At 74.1% G+C, this 16,228-nt stretch carries 11 protein-coding genes; 4 read left to right on the top strand and 7 right to left on the bottom strand.

Annotation, left to right across the window (positions count from 1 at the left end):
• Positions 1 to 413: 413 nt before the first annotated feature.
• The gene (locus AB0L29_RS23540) at positions 414 to 1,475 is read left to right on the top strand and encodes a lytic polysaccharide monooxygenase (RefSeq protein WP_365829703.1); all 1,062 of its coding nucleotides are present in this window, start codon (positions 414 to 416) and stop codon (positions 1,473 to 1,475) included.
• Positions 1,476 to 1,545: 70 nt separating this feature from the next.
• Here the strand turns inward: AB0L29_RS23540 and AB0L29_RS23535 are convergent, their stop codons facing one another.
• From AB0L29_RS23535 to AB0L29_RS23515, 5 genes are all read right to left on the bottom strand, one after another.
• Complete coding sequence (locus AB0L29_RS23535; protein ID WP_365829702.1) at positions 1,546 to 2,418, bottom strand: alpha/beta fold hydrolase; 873 nt, start codon at positions 2,416 to 2,418, stop codon at positions 1,546 to 1,548.
• Positions 2,419 to 2,768: 350 nt separating this feature from the next.
• On the bottom strand, positions 2,769 to 3,851 hold the full coding sequence (locus AB0L29_RS23530) for a S1 family peptidase (protein WP_365829701.1): 1,083 nt from the start codon (positions 3,849 to 3,851) through the stop codon (positions 2,769 to 2,771).
• A 478-nt stretch (positions 3,852 to 4,329) separates the two neighbouring features.
• On the bottom strand, positions 4,330 to 5,235 hold the full coding sequence (locus AB0L29_RS23525) for a S1 family peptidase (protein WP_365829700.1): 906 nt from the start codon (positions 5,233 to 5,235) through the stop codon (positions 4,330 to 4,332).
• A 672-nt stretch (positions 5,236 to 5,907) separates the two neighbouring features.
• Positions 5,908 to 7,683, bottom strand: coding sequence for an FAD/NAD(P)-binding protein (locus AB0L29_RS23520; RefSeq protein WP_365829699.1), 1,776 nt, complete (start codon positions 7,681 to 7,683; stop codon positions 5,908 to 5,910).
• 657 nt (positions 7,684 to 8,340) lie between these two features.
• A complete protein-coding gene (locus tag AB0L29_RS23515) occupies positions 8,341 to 9,570 on the bottom strand; it encodes a DUF5685 family protein (RefSeq protein ID WP_365829698.1) in 1,230 nt (409 codons plus the stop codon).
• A 290-nt stretch (positions 9,571 to 9,860) separates the two neighbouring features.
• On the opposite strand from AB0L29_RS23515, the gene AB0L29_RS23510 reads away from it, so the two are divergent.
• Positions 9,861 to 10,298 (top strand): cell division protein SepF, encoded by a 438-nt coding sequence (locus AB0L29_RS23510; protein WP_365829697.1) that lies wholly within the window; start codon positions 9,861 to 9,863, stop codon positions 10,296 to 10,298.
• A gap of 37 nt (positions 10,299 to 10,335) precedes the next feature.
• On the opposite strand, the gene AB0L29_RS23505 is transcribed toward AB0L29_RS23510, so the two are convergent.
• Both AB0L29_RS23505 and AB0L29_RS23500 read right to left on the bottom strand, forming a co-directional pair.
• Positions 10,336 to 11,526, bottom strand: coding sequence for an acyl-CoA dehydrogenase family protein (locus AB0L29_RS23505; protein ID WP_365829696.1), 1,191 nt, complete (start codon positions 11,524 to 11,526; stop codon positions 10,336 to 10,338).
• A 181-nt stretch (positions 11,527 to 11,707) separates the two neighbouring features.
• Positions 11,708 to 13,303 carry an MFS transporter gene (locus AB0L29_RS23500; protein WP_365829695.1) on the bottom strand — a complete coding sequence of 532 codons (1,596 nt, stop codon included), beginning with the start codon at positions 13,301 to 13,303 and terminating at the stop codon, positions 11,708 to 11,710.
• 259 nt (positions 13,304 to 13,562) lie between these two features.
• Here AB0L29_RS23500 and AB0L29_RS23495 point away from each other — a divergent pair, with 259 nt between their 5' ends.
• Positions 13,563 to 14,834: a glycosyltransferase family 39 protein gene (locus tag AB0L29_RS23495; protein ID WP_365829694.1), complete on the top strand. Its 1,272-nt coding sequence runs from the start codon at positions 13,563 to 13,565 to the stop codon at positions 14,832 to 14,834.
• Positions 14,835 to 15,060: 226 nt separating this feature from the next.
• The gene (locus AB0L29_RS23490; protein WP_365829693.1) at positions 15,061 to 16,086 is read left to right on the top strand and encodes a phosphatase PAP2 family protein; all 1,026 of its coding nucleotides are present in this window, start codon (positions 15,061 to 15,063) and stop codon (positions 16,084 to 16,086) included.
• Positions 16,087 to 16,228 lie beyond the last annotated feature (142 nt).

Below are 16,228 nucleotides of genomic sequence, written 5' to 3'. Positions count from 1 at the left end.
GCCCGGCGCACGCGCGCGTGCCGCCGCGAACGCGGGCAGCCGCCGTCCCCTTCCGCCGCCCCGGCGCGGGCGGCGGAAGGGGACGGTCTTCGAACGCCTCGGTCACGGCGAACCCCTCGGTCACGGCGAACGCCTCGGACACGGCCCCGGCGGCCGGTACGCCGGCGGCCGCGGCGGGCCGGGTCCCCTCGTCCGTCACACCGCGGGCGGCGGCTACCTGAGCGCAGTCTGAGCACTCCCTTAAGACGACCCTAAGGATCACCGTTCCCCGCCTTGGGCAGGCGATTTCACGCTCCTGCGGGGCTAGTTTCGGATCACCCCACGGGATCCGGTCCCGGAGTCCGGCCCGGGACCTGCCCGGGCTCCACTCCGGCGTCCGCACCCTTCACGCACCCGTTTCGAGGAGTTCCCGCATGCCCGCACGCCGCACGGTCGCCGTTGTCGCCGCCCTCGGCACGGCCCCGCTCGCCCTGACCGCGCTGGCCGCCGCGCCGGCGGCCGCGCACGGTTCGATGGGCGACCCGGTCAGCCGGGTCTCGCAGTGCTACGCCGAGGGCCCGGAGAGCCCGAGGTCGGACGCGTGCAAGGCGGCGGTCGCGGCCGGCGGCACGCAGGCGCTCTACGACTGGAACGGCATCCGCATCGGCGACGCGGCCGGCCGCCACCAGCAGCTCATCCCGGACGGCAAGCTGTGCAGCGCGGGCAACGAGCAGTTCAAGGGGCTCGACCTGGCCCGCGCCGACTGGCCGGCGACGAGCGTGAAGAGCGGTTCGTACACCTTCAAGTACCGCGTGACCGCCCCGCACAAGGGCACCTTCAAGGTGTACCTCACCAAGCCCGGCTACGACCCGGCCAAGCCGCTGGGCTGGGGCGACCTGGACCTCGGGAACCCGGTGGCCACGGCCACCGACCCGGCCGCGTCGGGCGGCTTCTACACCTTCACCGGCACGCTGCCCGAGCGTTCCGGCAAGCAGGTGCTGTACGCCGTCTGGCAGCGCTCGGACAGCCCGGAGGCGTTCTACTCCTGCTCGGACGTCGACTTCGGCGGAACCGGTGGCGCCGCAACCGCCGGCGAGACCCGGAGCGGCGGTTCCGCGGCCGCTCCCGCCGCGGCCCCGTCCGCCTCCGCGCCCACCGAGAAGCAGATCGAGGCGGGTACCGACAAGTCGACGATCGAGCACGGCGGCCACGGCGACGACGACCCCCGCACGTCGGCGAAGCCGGTCGCGGACGAGGCGCAGGACCGGTCGGACACCGCCTCCGCCCCGTCCGGCACCGCCGCCCCGGAGCAGCCGGCCGCCGCCCCGAACCAGCCGAAGGCGGCCGGTGCCGCGCAGAGCCTCGCCGAGACCGGCGGCGACAGCAGCACCACGTACCTCGCGATCGGCGGCGCGGCGACGCTGGCGCTCGGCTCGGCGGCCCTGTTCCTGTCGGTCCGGCGGCGCGCGGTCGGCGGCGGGCGCCACGGCCACTGAGGCGGCGGGCGGGGCTCACGCGGACTCGGTGCCTGTCCGGCGGCTCAGGCCGGACAGGCACCGACGCGTGTCAGCCGACCGCCGACGCGCAGGTGGTGGGCACGGCGCGGGCCGGGTCGAGGGCATTGGCGACCTCGTGGAAGGCGATCCTGTCGAACAGGCCGACCGCCACGTGCTCGGAGAGGTCGAGCGGGCACAGGTCCTGCAGCAGGACGTTGCGTACGTCCGGTCCGCTCAGGTACTGGCTGCGGTACGGCGTGAGGACCTCGTCGTACCGGGTGGCGATGACCGTGTAGCGGACGCCGGGGACGGTGTCACCACCCTCGTTCAGTCTGGTCAGGAAGGCGGAGCCGGCGATCTGGTCGGCGAGGGCGGGGGTGGTCAGCGACAGCAGGTCCCCGGCGCCCGGGAAGTGGGGCAGCAGGCGGGTGAGCCCGTGCAGGGTGGTGCCGTGGTTGCTGGGCGCGATGCCGACGAGGGCGTGCACCCTGGCCGCTCCCCCGAGGAACTTCAGGTAGTGACGGGGCATCATGCCGCCCTGCGAGTGGCCGACGATGTCGGTCTCGGCCGCGCCGGTCGCGGCGAGCACCTTCTCGACGAAGACCTTGAGCTGCCCGGCCGACCTGTCGACGGGTCCGAGGCCGTGGAAGAAGGGGACGCCCTCGATCCGGCCGTAGTCGAGGGAGAAGACGCAGTAGCCGCGGTCCGTCAGGTAGGGGGCGAGCCCCAGCCAGTTGTCGACGGAGTTCCCGAAGGTGCCGTGCACCAGGACGACGGGGCGGGGATGGGCGGCGGAGGGCTTGCAGGAGTAGTCGTTCCAGCCCCTGTCCGGGGCCGTGGCGGCGTCGGCCGCGTGGGCGGCGGAGGTGGCGGGGACGGTGACGGCGGCGGCGGTCAGCAGGAGCGCGGCCAGGGGTCTGAGCAGTCGTTTCCAGGGCAGCATCGGGTGATCTCCTTGCGGCTCAAGGGAGGTGCGACGGCACTACGCCCTGTGATCCGGATCACGAGGATGCTGTTCTCCCGTCAAGTTACGGACGGGTAGTTAGATTGTGAAGTTATGTGTCGGTAAAAACTTCCGGTGACGGCCGGGGACAGTCGGCACATCTGATACGGCCTCACCGGACGGGACGGACGGGCCCGTGAGGCGCGAGGCGGGGCCGGGCGGGCGGTGGCGCGAGCCCCGGGCGCCCCGGGACGGGGCTTCCGGCACGGGCCCGGAACACGTCCGCGGCCGAACGCGGAAGTCCCGCCCCTTGCGCGGGGCGGGACTTCACGGGAGGGCCGGGCCGCCGGTCAGCCGATCTGCGTGCCCGTGGCCGACAGGGCCTCGGTGACCGGCTGGAAGAACGTCGTGCCGCCCGAGGTGCAGTCGCCGCTGCCGCCGGAGGTCAGACCGATGGCCTCGCTGCCCGAGAACAGGGAACCGCCGCTGTCTCCGGGCTCGGCGCAGACGTCGGTCTGGATCAGGCCGTTGACGATGTCGCCGTTGCCGTAGTTGACGGTGGCGTCCAGACCGGTGACCGTGCCGGAGTGCACCTGGGTGGTGGAGCCGCTGCGGGTCACCTTCATGCCGACGGTGGCCTCGGCCGCACCCGTGATCTTCTGGGTGGAGCCGTTGTAGAGGTTCACCTCGCTCGGGTGGGCCACCTCGGCGGTGTACTCGACCAGGCCGTAGTCGTCGCCCGGGAAGCTGGACACCTCGTTGGCGCCGATCCGGGCGCCGCCGGAGTCCGACCAGGTGGAGACGGAGTCGGTGCAGTGGCCGGCGGTCAGGAAGTACGGCCGGCCGTCCTTGACCACGTTGAAGCCGAGCGAGCAGCGTCCGCCGCCGCCGGTGATGGCGTCGCCGCCCGCGACGAAGGGCTTGTACTCCCCCTTCGTCCGCCTGAGTTCGACCACGGGGCCGAGCCCGTCGACGACCTCCGTCAGCCTGGCCCACTCCGCCCGGGAGACGGTGCGGTCGGCGGTGACGACGACCTTGTTGGTCTTCGGGTCGGTCACCCAGGCGGTGCCCGGGATGGCGGCTTCCCGCTGGAGCGCGGTGCGGGCGCTCCCGAGCTCGGCGAGGGAGTTCTCGACGAGTCTGGCCCGGGCGCCGGCCTCCTCGACGGTCCGCGCGGCGGCCTCGTCGAGCACGTTCACCACGAGGCTCCCGGCCTGCGTGTCGTAGTACGTGCCGGCCGCGTCGGCGCCGAGGTCCTTCGCCAGCGTCGAGGCGAGCTTTCCGGCCGCCGCGACCGACAGGGTCGCGGGCGCGGAGGCCTCCGGGGTCTCACTGGCGTTCGCAGTCTGGAAGGTGATTCCCGCGGCGACCAGCGCGGCGACGCCCGCGCCCGCCACGGCCACACGCCGCCCGGGTATGCGTCGGTGCTTCAACTCACGTCCTCCTGTGGGGGGTCGGCCCGGGAGGTTGTGGGGACCCCGCGGACCGGAAGGCGTACGGCCGCAGAGGCGACACACGGAAAAACCGCAGATGGGCCGCGTCCGCGCCGGTTGAACGGCGCCCACTCTTCCGAACCTCACAGGGAGCACACAAGGTCGACTTCAGGACGCGCGCGGAGCAACTGCCGCGCGCCCCCTATGTCGTGACTGTCTACGCCTGTCCGCGACCGATGCCGATCGATTCGCACTGCAAACGCTACGCGTGAGTAGCCCGTAGGCGGACCGTGAGGTCTAGTCCTGGCTTGATCTCACCCCTCGCCAGCGGGATCCCGACAAGGTTCACGGGGCGTCGGAGCCTCCTGGCCCTTCATCGCCGGCGCTCTTCGCCCCGGACAGGCGAGAGCCCCCGCACACCACGTGGGTGCGGGGGCTCGTCGTGCTGTCGGCTGCGCTGCGAACCGGTCGCCCGGATCTAGTAGACGCTCACGCCGTAGGCGCTCAGCGCCTCCGTGACCGGCTGGAAGAACGTCGTGCCGCCGGAGCTGCAGTTGCCGCTGCCGCCGGAGGTCAGACCGTAGGCGGTGCCGTTGCTGCCGTAGAGCGAGCCGCCGGAGTCGCCGGGCTCGGCGCAGACCGTGGTCTGGATCAGGCCCGAGACGACGTCGCCGCCGCCGTAGTTGACGGTGGCGTTGAGGGCGGTGACCCGGCCGCTGTGGGTGCCGGTGGTGGAACCGTCGCGGATCACCGTGGTGCCCACGCTCGGCGTGGCGGCGCGGGTGATGTCCACCCCGTTGGCGGTGCCGGGCCGGCTGACGGACCCGGAGTACCGCACGATGCCGTAGTCGTTGCCCGGGAAGCTGGAGCCGGCGGTCGAGCCGATGACGGTGGTGCGGGCGGAGTTGGAGTACCAGGTGCCCGCGCCGTCGGTGCAGTGACCGGCGGTCAGGAAGTACTGGGCGCCGCTGCTGTCCTGGACGTTGAAGCCCAGGGAGCAGCGCCAGCTGCTCGCGTAGATCGCGTCGCCGCCCTGGATCAGCTTGGTGAACTTGCCGGGGGTGCGCTTGATGGTGAGCGCGCCGGCGTTCTCCCCGGCCGCCCGCTTGATCTCGGCGATCTCGGCCTGGGAGACCGTGCTGTCGACGGTGACGAGCACGCGGTCGGTCTTGCTGTCGACGGCCCAGGCGGTGCCCGGGATGTCGGCCTTCAGCACCGAGGCGCTGGCGCTCTTGAGCGCGGTGGCGCTGAAGGTGCCGGGGGTCTCGGACGCGTTCGCGCTGGGGACCGCGATCGCGGCGGCGGCCACGAGTCCGGTGGAGACGGCGATCAGCCGGGTCCGTCTCGAAATGCCGCTGCGGGGGGTGGTGCGCTTGATCCTCACTTTGCGTTCCTCCGAAGGGGAAGTCGGGGGCCCTCGTGGGGTTGGGGGCCCGTGAGGCGCAGCCGGGGGAACAGACGTCCGGATTCCGAACACGTCGTGCCCCTGACAAGCGCTGAGGGGGAGTATTCGGCCGAACGGACGGTCGGCGCAAGGGTGCCTTTCGGCCGTCAGCCTTTGAACGATCTGTGTGCCTTCCGCCCGGATCGGCCCCGGAGCAGCGGACCGGTCCCGCGGCACCGTCCGCTCACCGCCCCCGCGGCGATGGCCAGCGTGTCCCCCCGGCGGCGGGAAGGGGCGGGCGAAGCGGCCGGCGCACGCGTACGGCGACGGCGGCGCACGGTCGGAGCCGGCCGCCGTCCGGCCCCGCGCCCCCCGGGACGCGCCCGCGGGCCGGCTCGCGGCGGGCCGCCCGCCGCCCCCCGGCCCGCGGGCCCGGACGGCGGTCGGGACCACGCGCCGCCGTCGGCCCGCCGGGTCCCGGGGATGTCCGGAATTCGCTCCTCCGGATGGCCCCGGAGCCCGCACGTGCCCGCCAGCGCCGACGGCCCGCACGACGCGGTCGCCGCGGCGGCCAGGTGCAGCAGCCCCCGGCCGTGCGAGGAGGTCATCCGAGGGATCCTTTCTTCAGGACGGACGGCGCCGTGGGCCCGGCGAACGCGCGGCGCCGCGCCGTCAGGCGGCCGGCCGTGGTGGCCGCGCCGCCGCACGCCCGCTGAGGGCCCGCAGGAAGGTGAGCGCGGCCCGGGCCGTCGCGTCGTTCTGGCGGAACGCAGGCCCGCCCGTGCGCGGCCGGGTGAAGGCGCCCGCGCCGCGGGCGTCGGTGTGCGGGCCGAGCGCGAACCGGCGCGGATGCGGCCGCCCGGCCCGGTCCAGGACGCGCCCGTCGGCGGGGTCGACGGCCAGCAGCCCGTCGGGGGTCACGGCGGCCCCGTCGGCGTGCAGCTCCCGCAGCAGCCGGTCCCGGGCCCGTTCGACGGTGGGGTGCGGCAGCCGCGCCTCGACCAGCGCCCGGGCCTCGACGAAGGCGCCGGGCACGGAGGTGCTCGACGCCCGGAACACCCCGCCCTCGGCGGTGACGGCCGTCCCGGCGCCGAGGAACCTCAGCACCCCGGCCCGGGACAGCGCCAGCATCTGCCGCAGCCGGGGCCCGGGCGGCCCGGAGGCCAGGTAGCTGAAGAAGCCGTGCCACCAGGGCCCGACGTCCCCGAGCCGGACGAGCTGGCCGTAGACGGACAGCAGGGCGAGGAAGACGGCCGCGTCGGGGCTGTGCCGCGGGTCGTGGCGCCTGGCCAGGTCCCCCGCGATGTACTCCCGCAGCCCTTCCTGCAGTTCCTCGTACGAGGCGTACCGCCGCCCCGCCAGCGGGCGATCGAGGGCGGCGAGGTCGAGCCGGTCGGCGGGGTCGGGGACGGCCGAGGCCACCAGGGCCGCACGTCCGGCCGGGTCCGCGACCGCGTACTCCCGCTCGAAGTCGCGCCAGGGCAGGGCCGTCCGTCCGGGATGGGCGGTGAACAGCCGGTGGTAGTGGGCGAAGCCCAGCTCCTTCTCCACCAGCGGCCACACCTCGCCGGGGAAGTCGGCGCCTCCCGGACGCGCGAGCAGCGCGTCGACCTGGGCGGGCCCGAAGAACCGGGGCAGCGGCGGCCGTTCGCCGCCGAGGTCGTAACCGATCTTCGAGTGGTACGGCACTCCGCGCCGCGATCCGACGTACAGGACCGGCTCCCGCCCCGAGGGCAGGTAGGTGTCGCCGTCGTACCGGCCGCCGCGCCCCTCCGTCAGCAGCACCATCAGGTCGACGAAGGCGAGCCCGAAGCCGCGCACGAGGACCGGCTCACCGGGCGCGAGCCGGGACAGGTCGCTGTCGGCGGTGAAGTCCGGCGGGAGGTGGACCAGGCCGTGGGCGCGGGCGTAGTCGGCCAACTCGCTCTGCTCGGCGTCGGGTTCCGCGTCGAGGTGCCCCAGGGTGAGGACGACCAGGTCGGCGAGGAGCGGGCGCGGGCGGCCCTGGAGCCACACCTGCTGGCGGCCCTCGCGGGGGCCGCCGACCCGCAGGGCCCGCCGCGGGTGGTGGTGGACGGCGACGCCCGGCGGCAGGTCGGCCACGGCACGCTCGTACACCCAGCGCAGGTAGGCGCCCTGCAGCCGGCGGCCGGCGAAGGCGCGGCCGTCGATGCCGGCCCACTCGTGCAGGGTGGGGCCGGGGCGCACGGGTCCGGCCATGTCGACCGTCTCGTCGGTGAACATGGTGACGTCCTCGGCGTGCGAGTTCATCCACAGCAGCGGCGACTGCGCCTGACGCCACACCCGCCCGGCGCCCGGCGGATACGGGTCGACGAGATGGATGTCCAGGCCCTGACCCGCGTACAGCTCGGGCGCGTTGGCCGCGATCCGCTCGACCAGTCCGGTCCCGCGCGGTCCGGCCCCGACGATCACCAGGGAGGTCCTCATCGGGCGGCGACCCGGCCGGTGCGGGGGGAGCCGGGGGCCCCGGACGTCCGCGGCGCGTGCGGTGTACGGGATGTCCGCGGCAGGTGCGGAGCGGGAACGGGGGCGAGGGTGTCGCAGGGCATGCGAAGGCTCCGTGATGCGTCGGGTGGAACGCGGGACGGGTGCCTTCACACGGGGAGCGCCGCGCGGCGCCGTGCGCGGCCGAGCCCCTCAGCGGGGCCGCGCATCGAGGCCATCGAGATTACGGGGCCGCTTCCCGGCCCTGTCAAGGCTGTCCGCACTGTGAGCCGTAAGTCCCGGGTCGGTTGACGCGGAATCGGATGCCTGTTCCACTTGGCCCATGCATCCACAGCAGCGGCTGGTCTCGCGCTCCCACATCGACTTCGGTCGCGTGTGGTCCTCCTCCTGTTGAGCCGGGCCCCCTGCACGCCCCGACCCCAGCGGGCGTTCCCTTCGCGTTCTCCTCCTTCGCCTTCACACGCGCTCCCCTCCCCTCGCCTCGCCTCGTCCGGCGCCCGTCCGCCCTCTCCCGTCCAGGAGACCGCCCACCATGCGTACGCCCACGCGTGCCCGGCACGCCCGCTTCGCCCCGGCACGATGTCGCCACCCGCGCCTTCGGCGCGGCCGGCGGCACGGGGCGGAAGGAGTGACGCCCGTTCAGCACCCGTCGCAGGGGCAGCAGCAGTCGCAGCCGTCGCAGTCGCAGTCGCGGCAGCAGCCCTCGCGCTTCTTGCGGGACCACGGGCCCTCGTACTCCTTGGCGCAGCACAGCCTGCAGGTGCAGCACAGCAGCCAGAACATCCCGCAGCCCGCCCAGAATCCGCGGCGGCCCCTCGGCGGCTGAGGCATCGGCGCGCCATCGCCGAAGCCACCGGCCCCGCCTCCCCCGTACGCTCCGCCGCCCGCGTGCGGATGGCCGCCGCCCGCGTACGGCGAGCCGTAGGGGCCCTGCGGCGGCTGCTGTCCGTGGGGTCCGGGCCGGTGGGACGCGCACACGGGCACCGTGCCGAACGCCCGGTCCACCGAGCGCCGCAGTTCGTGGACGAGGAGCAGGTGCGCGAGCCCCGCGCCCGCGCCGTCCCGCCCGGAGGCGTCCCCGGCCCCCCAGGTCACCTCGCGCAGCGCCAGTCGTATCCCCTGCACGGCGTCGTCGGCGAGCCGGCGGGCCTCCGCCAGGGAGGTACCGGTGGCGGTGAGCGGGTTCCAGGCGCCCGACACGGCGTCGGCCTGCCTGTCCTCCACGGCGTCCAGCAGGTGGGCCAGCCGGCCGAAGAGGCGCCCGGCCTCGGCGAGCGGCTCGGCGTTGCCCGGCCTCCCGGCCAGGACGGCGGTGTGCGCGAAGGCCGCGGCGGTCGCGGTCTCGGTCGGTTCGGTGACCGCCAGGATCGGCGTCCCGGGCCCGGCGAGCGCCTCGAGACCGGTCTGCCGGTCCACCGCGTCGACCAGGACGGCGGTGTCGAACCCGACGGCAAGGCCGGTCCGGGCGCCCGCCCGGTCCCAGTTCGCGGCGATCCGGCGCGCGGCGAGCGCCACCGGCCGGCGGGCCAGCAGCCCGTCCCCGTCGGCGACGTGGTCGCGGACCTTGGCCGAGGCGAGCACCAGTGACACGGCCGCGGCCAGCCGGGCGCCCTCACCGTGCGCGACGGACGCGGTGCGCATGCCGCGCAGCGGGCACGGCCCCGCCGTGCGCCGTCCCCGGCCGCCGCCGCCCCCGGACTGAGCCTCCGTCAGAACGGAGACGAGGAGCCCGTCGTAGTTCGTCACGATGCGCGCGAGCTGCCCGTGGTCCCCGCGCAACGCCAGGCAGAGGCCGCACAGATGCGCCGTCCACTGGGCCGTGAGCTTCTCGCCGAGCCGGTGCCGACAGGGCCTGACCATTCCGAACACGACGTTCCCCCGTGGTGTGCGTGACGTTGGGCCGCCGCATCGTATCGGCCGCGTCCTTCACCCGTACGCACCGCCCGTCACCCGTACGCCGCGAAGAATCATATTTCACTCACAGTCAGCAGCCGTTTGTGACGCGACCCTTGGGAAATACGGACTCTCGACGGATTCGCTGTGCACCAGTACCGTCACAAACCCCCCACGCGGCGTCTATCCACTTGGCGCACCATCCGCATCATGGACGACCATAGGGATGCGGAAAGCAAGAAAGACCGCTGTGAGAGGAGGCGTCCATGGGATCGGTACGCAAGGCGAGTGCCTGGCTTGGCCTCGTCGACGACAACGAAGACGAGCGTTACTACGACGACGACTACTCCGACGGGACCGAGCCCGGGGACGCCTGGGTCACCGATCCGCGGGTCAAGGTGGCCTCGGACGTCGCCGAGGAGAAGGGGCGCCGCATCGGCACGGTGACCCCGGACAGCTTCCGGGACGCGCGCGCCATCGGCGAGATGTTCCGCGAGGGCGTCCCGGTCATCATGAACCTCACGGCCATGGAACCCGCCGACGCCAAGCGCGTGGTCGACTTCGCGGCCGGACTGATCTTCGGCCTGCGCGGCTCCATCGAGCGCGTGTCCAGCCGTGTGTTCCTGCTGAGCCCGGCCGACACCGAGGTCGTCAGCGGGGAGCCGGCCGCGCACCGCTCGGACGGTTTCTTCAACCAGAGCTGAGGCGGGGCCGCTCACCGGCCCCGCCTGTTTGCGGGGTCTACCGGAACGCGTCGAGTCCGGTGAGCGCCTTGCCCAGCACGAGCTGGTGCATCTCGACGGTGCCCTCGTAGGTGAGCACCGATTCCAGGTTCGTCGCGTGCCGCATCACGGGATACTCCAGGGAGATCCCGTTGGCCCCGAGAACGGTCCGGGCCGTGCGGCAGATCCCGATCGCTTCCCGCACGTTGTTGAGCTTGCCGAAGCTGACCTGCTCCGGACGCAGGCGGCCGGCGTCCATGCGCCGCCCCAGGTGGTGGGCGAGCAGAATCCCCTTGTGCAGTTCGACCGCCATGTCGGCGAGTTTGGCCTGCGTCAGCTGGAACCCCCCGATCGGCCGCCCGAACTGCTCCCGCGACTTCGCGTAGTCGACAGCGGCCTCGAAACACGACCGTGCCGCGCCCATCGCGCCCCAGACGATCCCGTACCGGGCGTGGGACAGACAGCTCAGCGGCCCGCGCAGCCCGCTCGCCCCCGGCAGGACGGCGCCGGCCGGCAGCCGTACGTCGTCCAGCACGAGTTCGCTGGTGACGGAGGCCCGCAGCGACCACTTGTGCTTGATCTCCGGCGCCGAGAACCCCGCACTGCCGGCCGGCACGACGAATCCGCGGATGCCGTCGTCGGTCTGCGCCCACACGACGGCGACACCGGCGACCGAGCCGTTGGTGATCCACATCTTCCGCCCGTTGAGGATCCAGTCGCCGCCGTCGCGCTTGGCGTGGGTGCGCATGGAGGCGGGGTCGGAGCCGTGGTCGGGCTCGGTGAGCCCGAAGCACCCGATGACCTCGCCGGCGGCCATGCGCGGCAGCCACGCCTGCTTCTGCTCCTCGCTGCCGAACCGGTGGATGGCGTACATGGCGAGGGAGCCCTGCACGGAGACCAGGGAGCGGATCCCGGAGTCGGCGGCCTCCAGCTCCAGGCAGGCGAGTCCGTACTGCACGGCGGTGGCCCCGGCGCAGCCGTATCCGTCCAGCGACATCCCGAGCGCGCCGATCCCGCCGAGTTCCCGGGCCAGTTCCCGGATCACGGGCAGCTCCCCCTTCTCGTACCACTCGGCGACGTACGGCAGGACCCGGTCGGCGGCCCAGCCGCGCACGGTGTCCCGGACGGCCAGGTCCTCCTGGTCCAGCAGGTCGTCGATACCGAGGGGGTCGGCGGGGTCGAACGGGGGGAGCTTCGGGGACGCGGACATGGGGACACCCTCCGGGACACGGCAAACTAGCGCTGCTAGTCACGACTCCGGCCGACGTTACGACGCGCCGTCCCCTGCGTCCAGAGGGGCCCCCACCCGCCGCGAGCCGCCGAGGGTACCCCGCCCCGCGGGCGGCCGGCATCCCCCGGCCGGCCGGTACGGGCGGTGGTGGGAGGGCGCCTCACACCGAGACCCGGTCCTCCACCGCCTCCCGCGGCGAGGGCACCTCCACCGGGCCGCACTGCATCGTTCGCGGCAGCCGCAGCGCCATCGCCGCCCCCAGCAGCAACAGCCCCGCGCTCACCAGCAGCGTCACGTGCAGCCCGTGCACGAAGGCGTCCCGGGCGGCACGGCGCAGGGCGGCCCCGGCCGGCCCGCCCAGGTACGCGGCCACCTCGTAGGCCTCCCCCAGCGAGTGCGAAGCCGCCCCCGTCGCCGACGCGGGGACCCCGGGCACGCCCGCCAGCCCCGGTGCGTACGCCGCGTTCATCACCGTTCCCAGCAGCGCGATGCCGATCCCCGCGCCCAGCTGGTACGAGGTCTCCCCGATCGCCGCTGCGCCCCCGGCCTGCTCCTGCGGCGCCTCGCTCAGCATCGACTCGTACGCCCCGAACAGGGTGGTCTCCAGCCCGAAGCCGAGCAGCACGAACCCGGACAGCATCAGGGCCCAGTCGTCCGTCCGGCCCAGCCCCGTCAGCAGCACCACGGAGGCCGCCGTCAGGCAGAACCCGCAGCAGACCATCCGCCGCGGCCCGAACCGCCGCAGCATGCGCGCCCCGGCGAGCCCCGCCGCCATCGCCGCGAAGGTCAGCGGCAGCAGCCGCAGCCCCGTCTGGAGCGGGGAGAGACCGAGCACCAGCTGCAGGTACTGCGCCGCGATCAGCTCCAGCCCGACCAGGGCGAGCATGGCCAGCACGATGCACCCCACAGAGGTGCTGAACGCCGGCCGCGCGAACATCCGCAGGTCCACCAGGGGATGTGCCCGGCGCCGCTGCCGCCGTACGAAGGCGACGAGCAGCCCCGCTCCGGCGAGCAGCGGGAGCACGGTGAACGCGCTCCCGGCCGGCTCGCCGGTCCCGAGCCGCTTCACGCCGAGCACCACCCCGAACAGCCCGGCCGCCGCCATCAGCGCGCCGGCCACGTCCCAGGGACCGTCGCGGTCGCCCTTGGACTCGGGCAGCAGCAGCCGTCCCACCGGCAGGCTGACCAGCATCAGCGGGATGTTGACGAGGAAGACCGCGCCCCACCGGAAGTGCTCCAGCAGGAAGCCGCCGAGCAGCGGCCCGACGGCCGCGCCCACCGCGGCCACGGCGCTCCAGATCCCGATGGCGAGCGCCCGCTCGCGCCGGTCCGGGAAGACCTGCCGCAGGATCGACAGCGTCGCGGGCATGATCATCGCGCCGCCGACGCCGAGCAGCGCCCGCGCCGCGATGAGCACCTGCGCGCTGTCCGCGAGGGCCGCCATGGCGGAGGCGGCGCCGAACAGGGCGTAGCCCAGGAGGAGGACCCTTCTGCGGCCGATCCGGTCACCCAGGGTGCCGAACAGGATCAGCAGCGAGGCGCAGACCAGGGGGTAGGCGTCGACGATCCAGAGCAGCTCCATGCCGCCGGGCCTGAGGTCCTCGCTGACGGCGGGGATCGCCACGTGCAGGACCGTGGCGTCGACGGCGACGAGCAGCAGGCTGACGCACAGGACGACGAGAACCACCCAGCGGTCGGCACCGGCCCCGGCCGCCCGACGGCGCGGCGCAGCGGCAGCCGTGGTCGTCCCGGACATGTACGTACCTCCCAGATTCTCCTCGCGTTCGGCGGGCTCGCGGGGTGGGGACTCCCCGCGACTCGGCCGGAGAGGAGCGGTGGTCTCCGGCCCGCGCAACGAAGGGCGAGTGACTCGTCAGCGTACGCGAGTCCGTGCGGGAGCCGAGTGGCGGACCTCTCACACGTCCGGCGGAACGGTGTGGCGTGCGCCACTCCCCTCGCCCGCCACCGCGCCCCGGCGGACCGCCCGGTTCCGCCCTCGGTCGATAATCGGGCTCGTGACCGATCTTGCGACGCGCGCGGCGCCGGCCCGTCCCGGGGCGCTGCGCCGGGCCGCCCCGGCGCTCCTGGGATACGCGGCGGTGCGCGCCCTGGGCCTGGTGGTGCTGGCCCTGTGGAGCGCGGCGCGCGACAAGAGCGCGTACACGCTGCTGACGGCCCGCTGGGACGCCCTCTGGTACACCAGGGTCGCCGAGCTGGGCTACGGGTACGAGGTGCGCCTGCCCAACGGGGACGTGCACTCGAACCTGGCGTTCTTCCCGCTGCTGCCCTGGCTGGAGCGGCTGGTCGCGGCGGTGTCGCCGCTGTCGTACGCCGACGGGGGCTTCCTCGTCAGCCTGCTCGCCTCCCTCGCCGCGGCCTGGGGCGTCTTCGCGGTGGCGGAGCACCTCCACGGCCGCCGGGCCGGGGTGTGCGCCGTGCTGCTGTGGGCCGTCCTCCCGGTGGGCGTGGTGCAGTCGATGGCGTACAGCGAGTCGCTGTTCACGGCGCTGGCGGCCTGGTCGCTGTACGCGGTGCTCACCGGCCGCTGGGTGACGGCGGGCGCCCTGGCCCTGCTGGCCGGTCTGACCCGGCCGGTGGGGCTCGCGGTCGTCGCGGCGGTGTGGGCGGCGGGGATCGCCTCGTTCGTGCGGAGCCGCAGCGCGGCCACGCCGCACGGCGCGCGCGGGGCGGCACGCGCCCCCGATCCGGCGGATGCCGTCCCCGCCCGGCGCGCCCCGGCCGGGGACGGCGCGTGGGACGGCCGGCGCGCCCCCCTCCTCGGTAGGGCCGGTGCGCGCCCGGTCCTCGGCCTGCTGCTCGCGCCCCTGGGCGTCGCCGGTTACGTGCTGTGGGTCGGTCACCGCACCGGCAAGGGCCCGCTCGGCTATCTCGACGTGCAGGCCGGCTGGCGCAACGGCTTCGACGGCGGCCACGCCTTCGCCCGCTTCGTCGCCGGCAAGTTCACGTCGCTCCCGTCCGTGCCGGCGGGGCTCGGGCTGGTCCTCGGCGTCGCCCTGGTGGTCTGGCTGTACGCCGTCTGCGTGCGGCGGCGCCAGCCGCTGCCGCTGCTGGTGTACGCCGGGGCCGTGACCGCGCTCGCCCTGTGCGCGTCGAGCTACTTCGGCTCGAAACCGCGCCTGCTGATGCCCGCCTTCCCGCTGCTGCTGCCCCTCGCCCTGGGCCTGGCCCGGTGGCGTGCACCCAGGTCGGCGCTGGTGGTGGGGGTGCTGGCGGTGGCCTCGGCGGTGTACGGGGCCGTCTGGCTGAACGGCTCCGGTCCGCCGTGACCCCCGGTGAGCGGCCGGGGAATTCCGCGCCATGCCCCGGTGAACGAATTCAAAAGCGGCATAAACCCGCCACCGGAATGATCAAAGGAATTGAAGGCCGCCATCGGCGGCGATTGCGGATTCCACAAAAATAAACCCCCCGTTGAGAGGAATGCCACATCACATCGTCATCACAAAGCCGCTGAATCGACGGGGTTCCGAGCTCACTCGCTGTAACGTCGATTGGGTGCGTACCGAACGGAAGCCCACCCGTCTGGACCGGGTGTTCGCCAGGCTGGATCGTGAGCCGGAACGACCGGCCCATATCGACGTGCCGAGGATGAGCCGGCACCGCATCGTGCTCTTCGCGGCGACCCTGGCCTTCTACGGGGCGATCGTGTGGGCCGTGCTGATCACCTCCTGGCTGGTCCGGCTCGACTGGCAGGTCATGTTCTTCCGGCCGTACCAGCAGTGGTCGGAGATCCACTGGTTCGTCGACTACTACGTGGTGCTCGGCCAGCGCGGCCCGACCGCCGTGATGGTCGCGGCCTGGCTGGGCTGGCGCTCCTGGCGGCAGCACACCCTGCGCCCGCTGCTCGCGCTCGGCGTCTCGCTGCTGCTGCTGAACGTCACGGTCGGCGCCGCCAAGTACGGCATGGGCCGCCTGGGGCCGCACTACGCGACCGAGATCGGCTCGAACGAGATGTGGCTCGGCGGCGATATATTTCCGAGCGGTCACACCGCCAACGCCGTGGTGACCTGGGGGATTCTGGCCTACCTGGCCTCCACCCCGAGAGCGCGCCGCTATCTGTCCGCCCTGTCCGCGGTGACCTCGCTCGGCGTCGGGCTGGCCACCGTCTACCTCGGTACGCACTGGCTGAGCGACGTGCTCCTCGGCTGGGCCGCGGGGTTGCTGATCCTGCTGGCGCTGCCCTGGTTCGAGCCGCTGATCGCCCGCGCCGAGGCCTTCCTCTTCGGCCTGCGCGACCGGTGGCGCACCGGCCGCGGCCAGGAGCGCGCGGCACCGGGGCCCGCTCCTCTCGCGGCGCCGGCCGCGCTCGCGCCGTGCGCCGCGGAGCAGGAGGGCGCCACGGCCCGCGAGCCGGTCTCCGCGGCCCGCTCGCCCCGGGCGCCCGTCTACCTGGCCCCGGGGCCGCACACGATCCGCTCGGAGCGCACACCGGTCACCCCGGCGGGCAGCCGCCGCCCGCCGCACCCGGAGCGGCACCCGCGCGGCACGGCCTCGACGGCCCGCCCGCTGACGGGCGGCTGACCGGGCCGGCACGGCGCCGGGGACGGTACGCACCACCCACCCCGTGACGGCGGTGGCGCCCCGCCGCCCCCGGGGGGCCCCGGGCCCCCGCCCCCCCCCGCGCGGGCCGCCGCCCCCCCGCCCCCCCCCCCCCCCCCCCCCC

It is taken from the genome of Streptomyces sp. NPDC052701, assembly GCF_040678355.1.
Taxonomy (GTDB): Bacteria; Actinomycetota; Actinomycetes; order Streptomycetales; family Streptomycetaceae; genus Streptomyces.
This window is presented reverse-complemented; position numbering and strand designations above follow the sequence as displayed.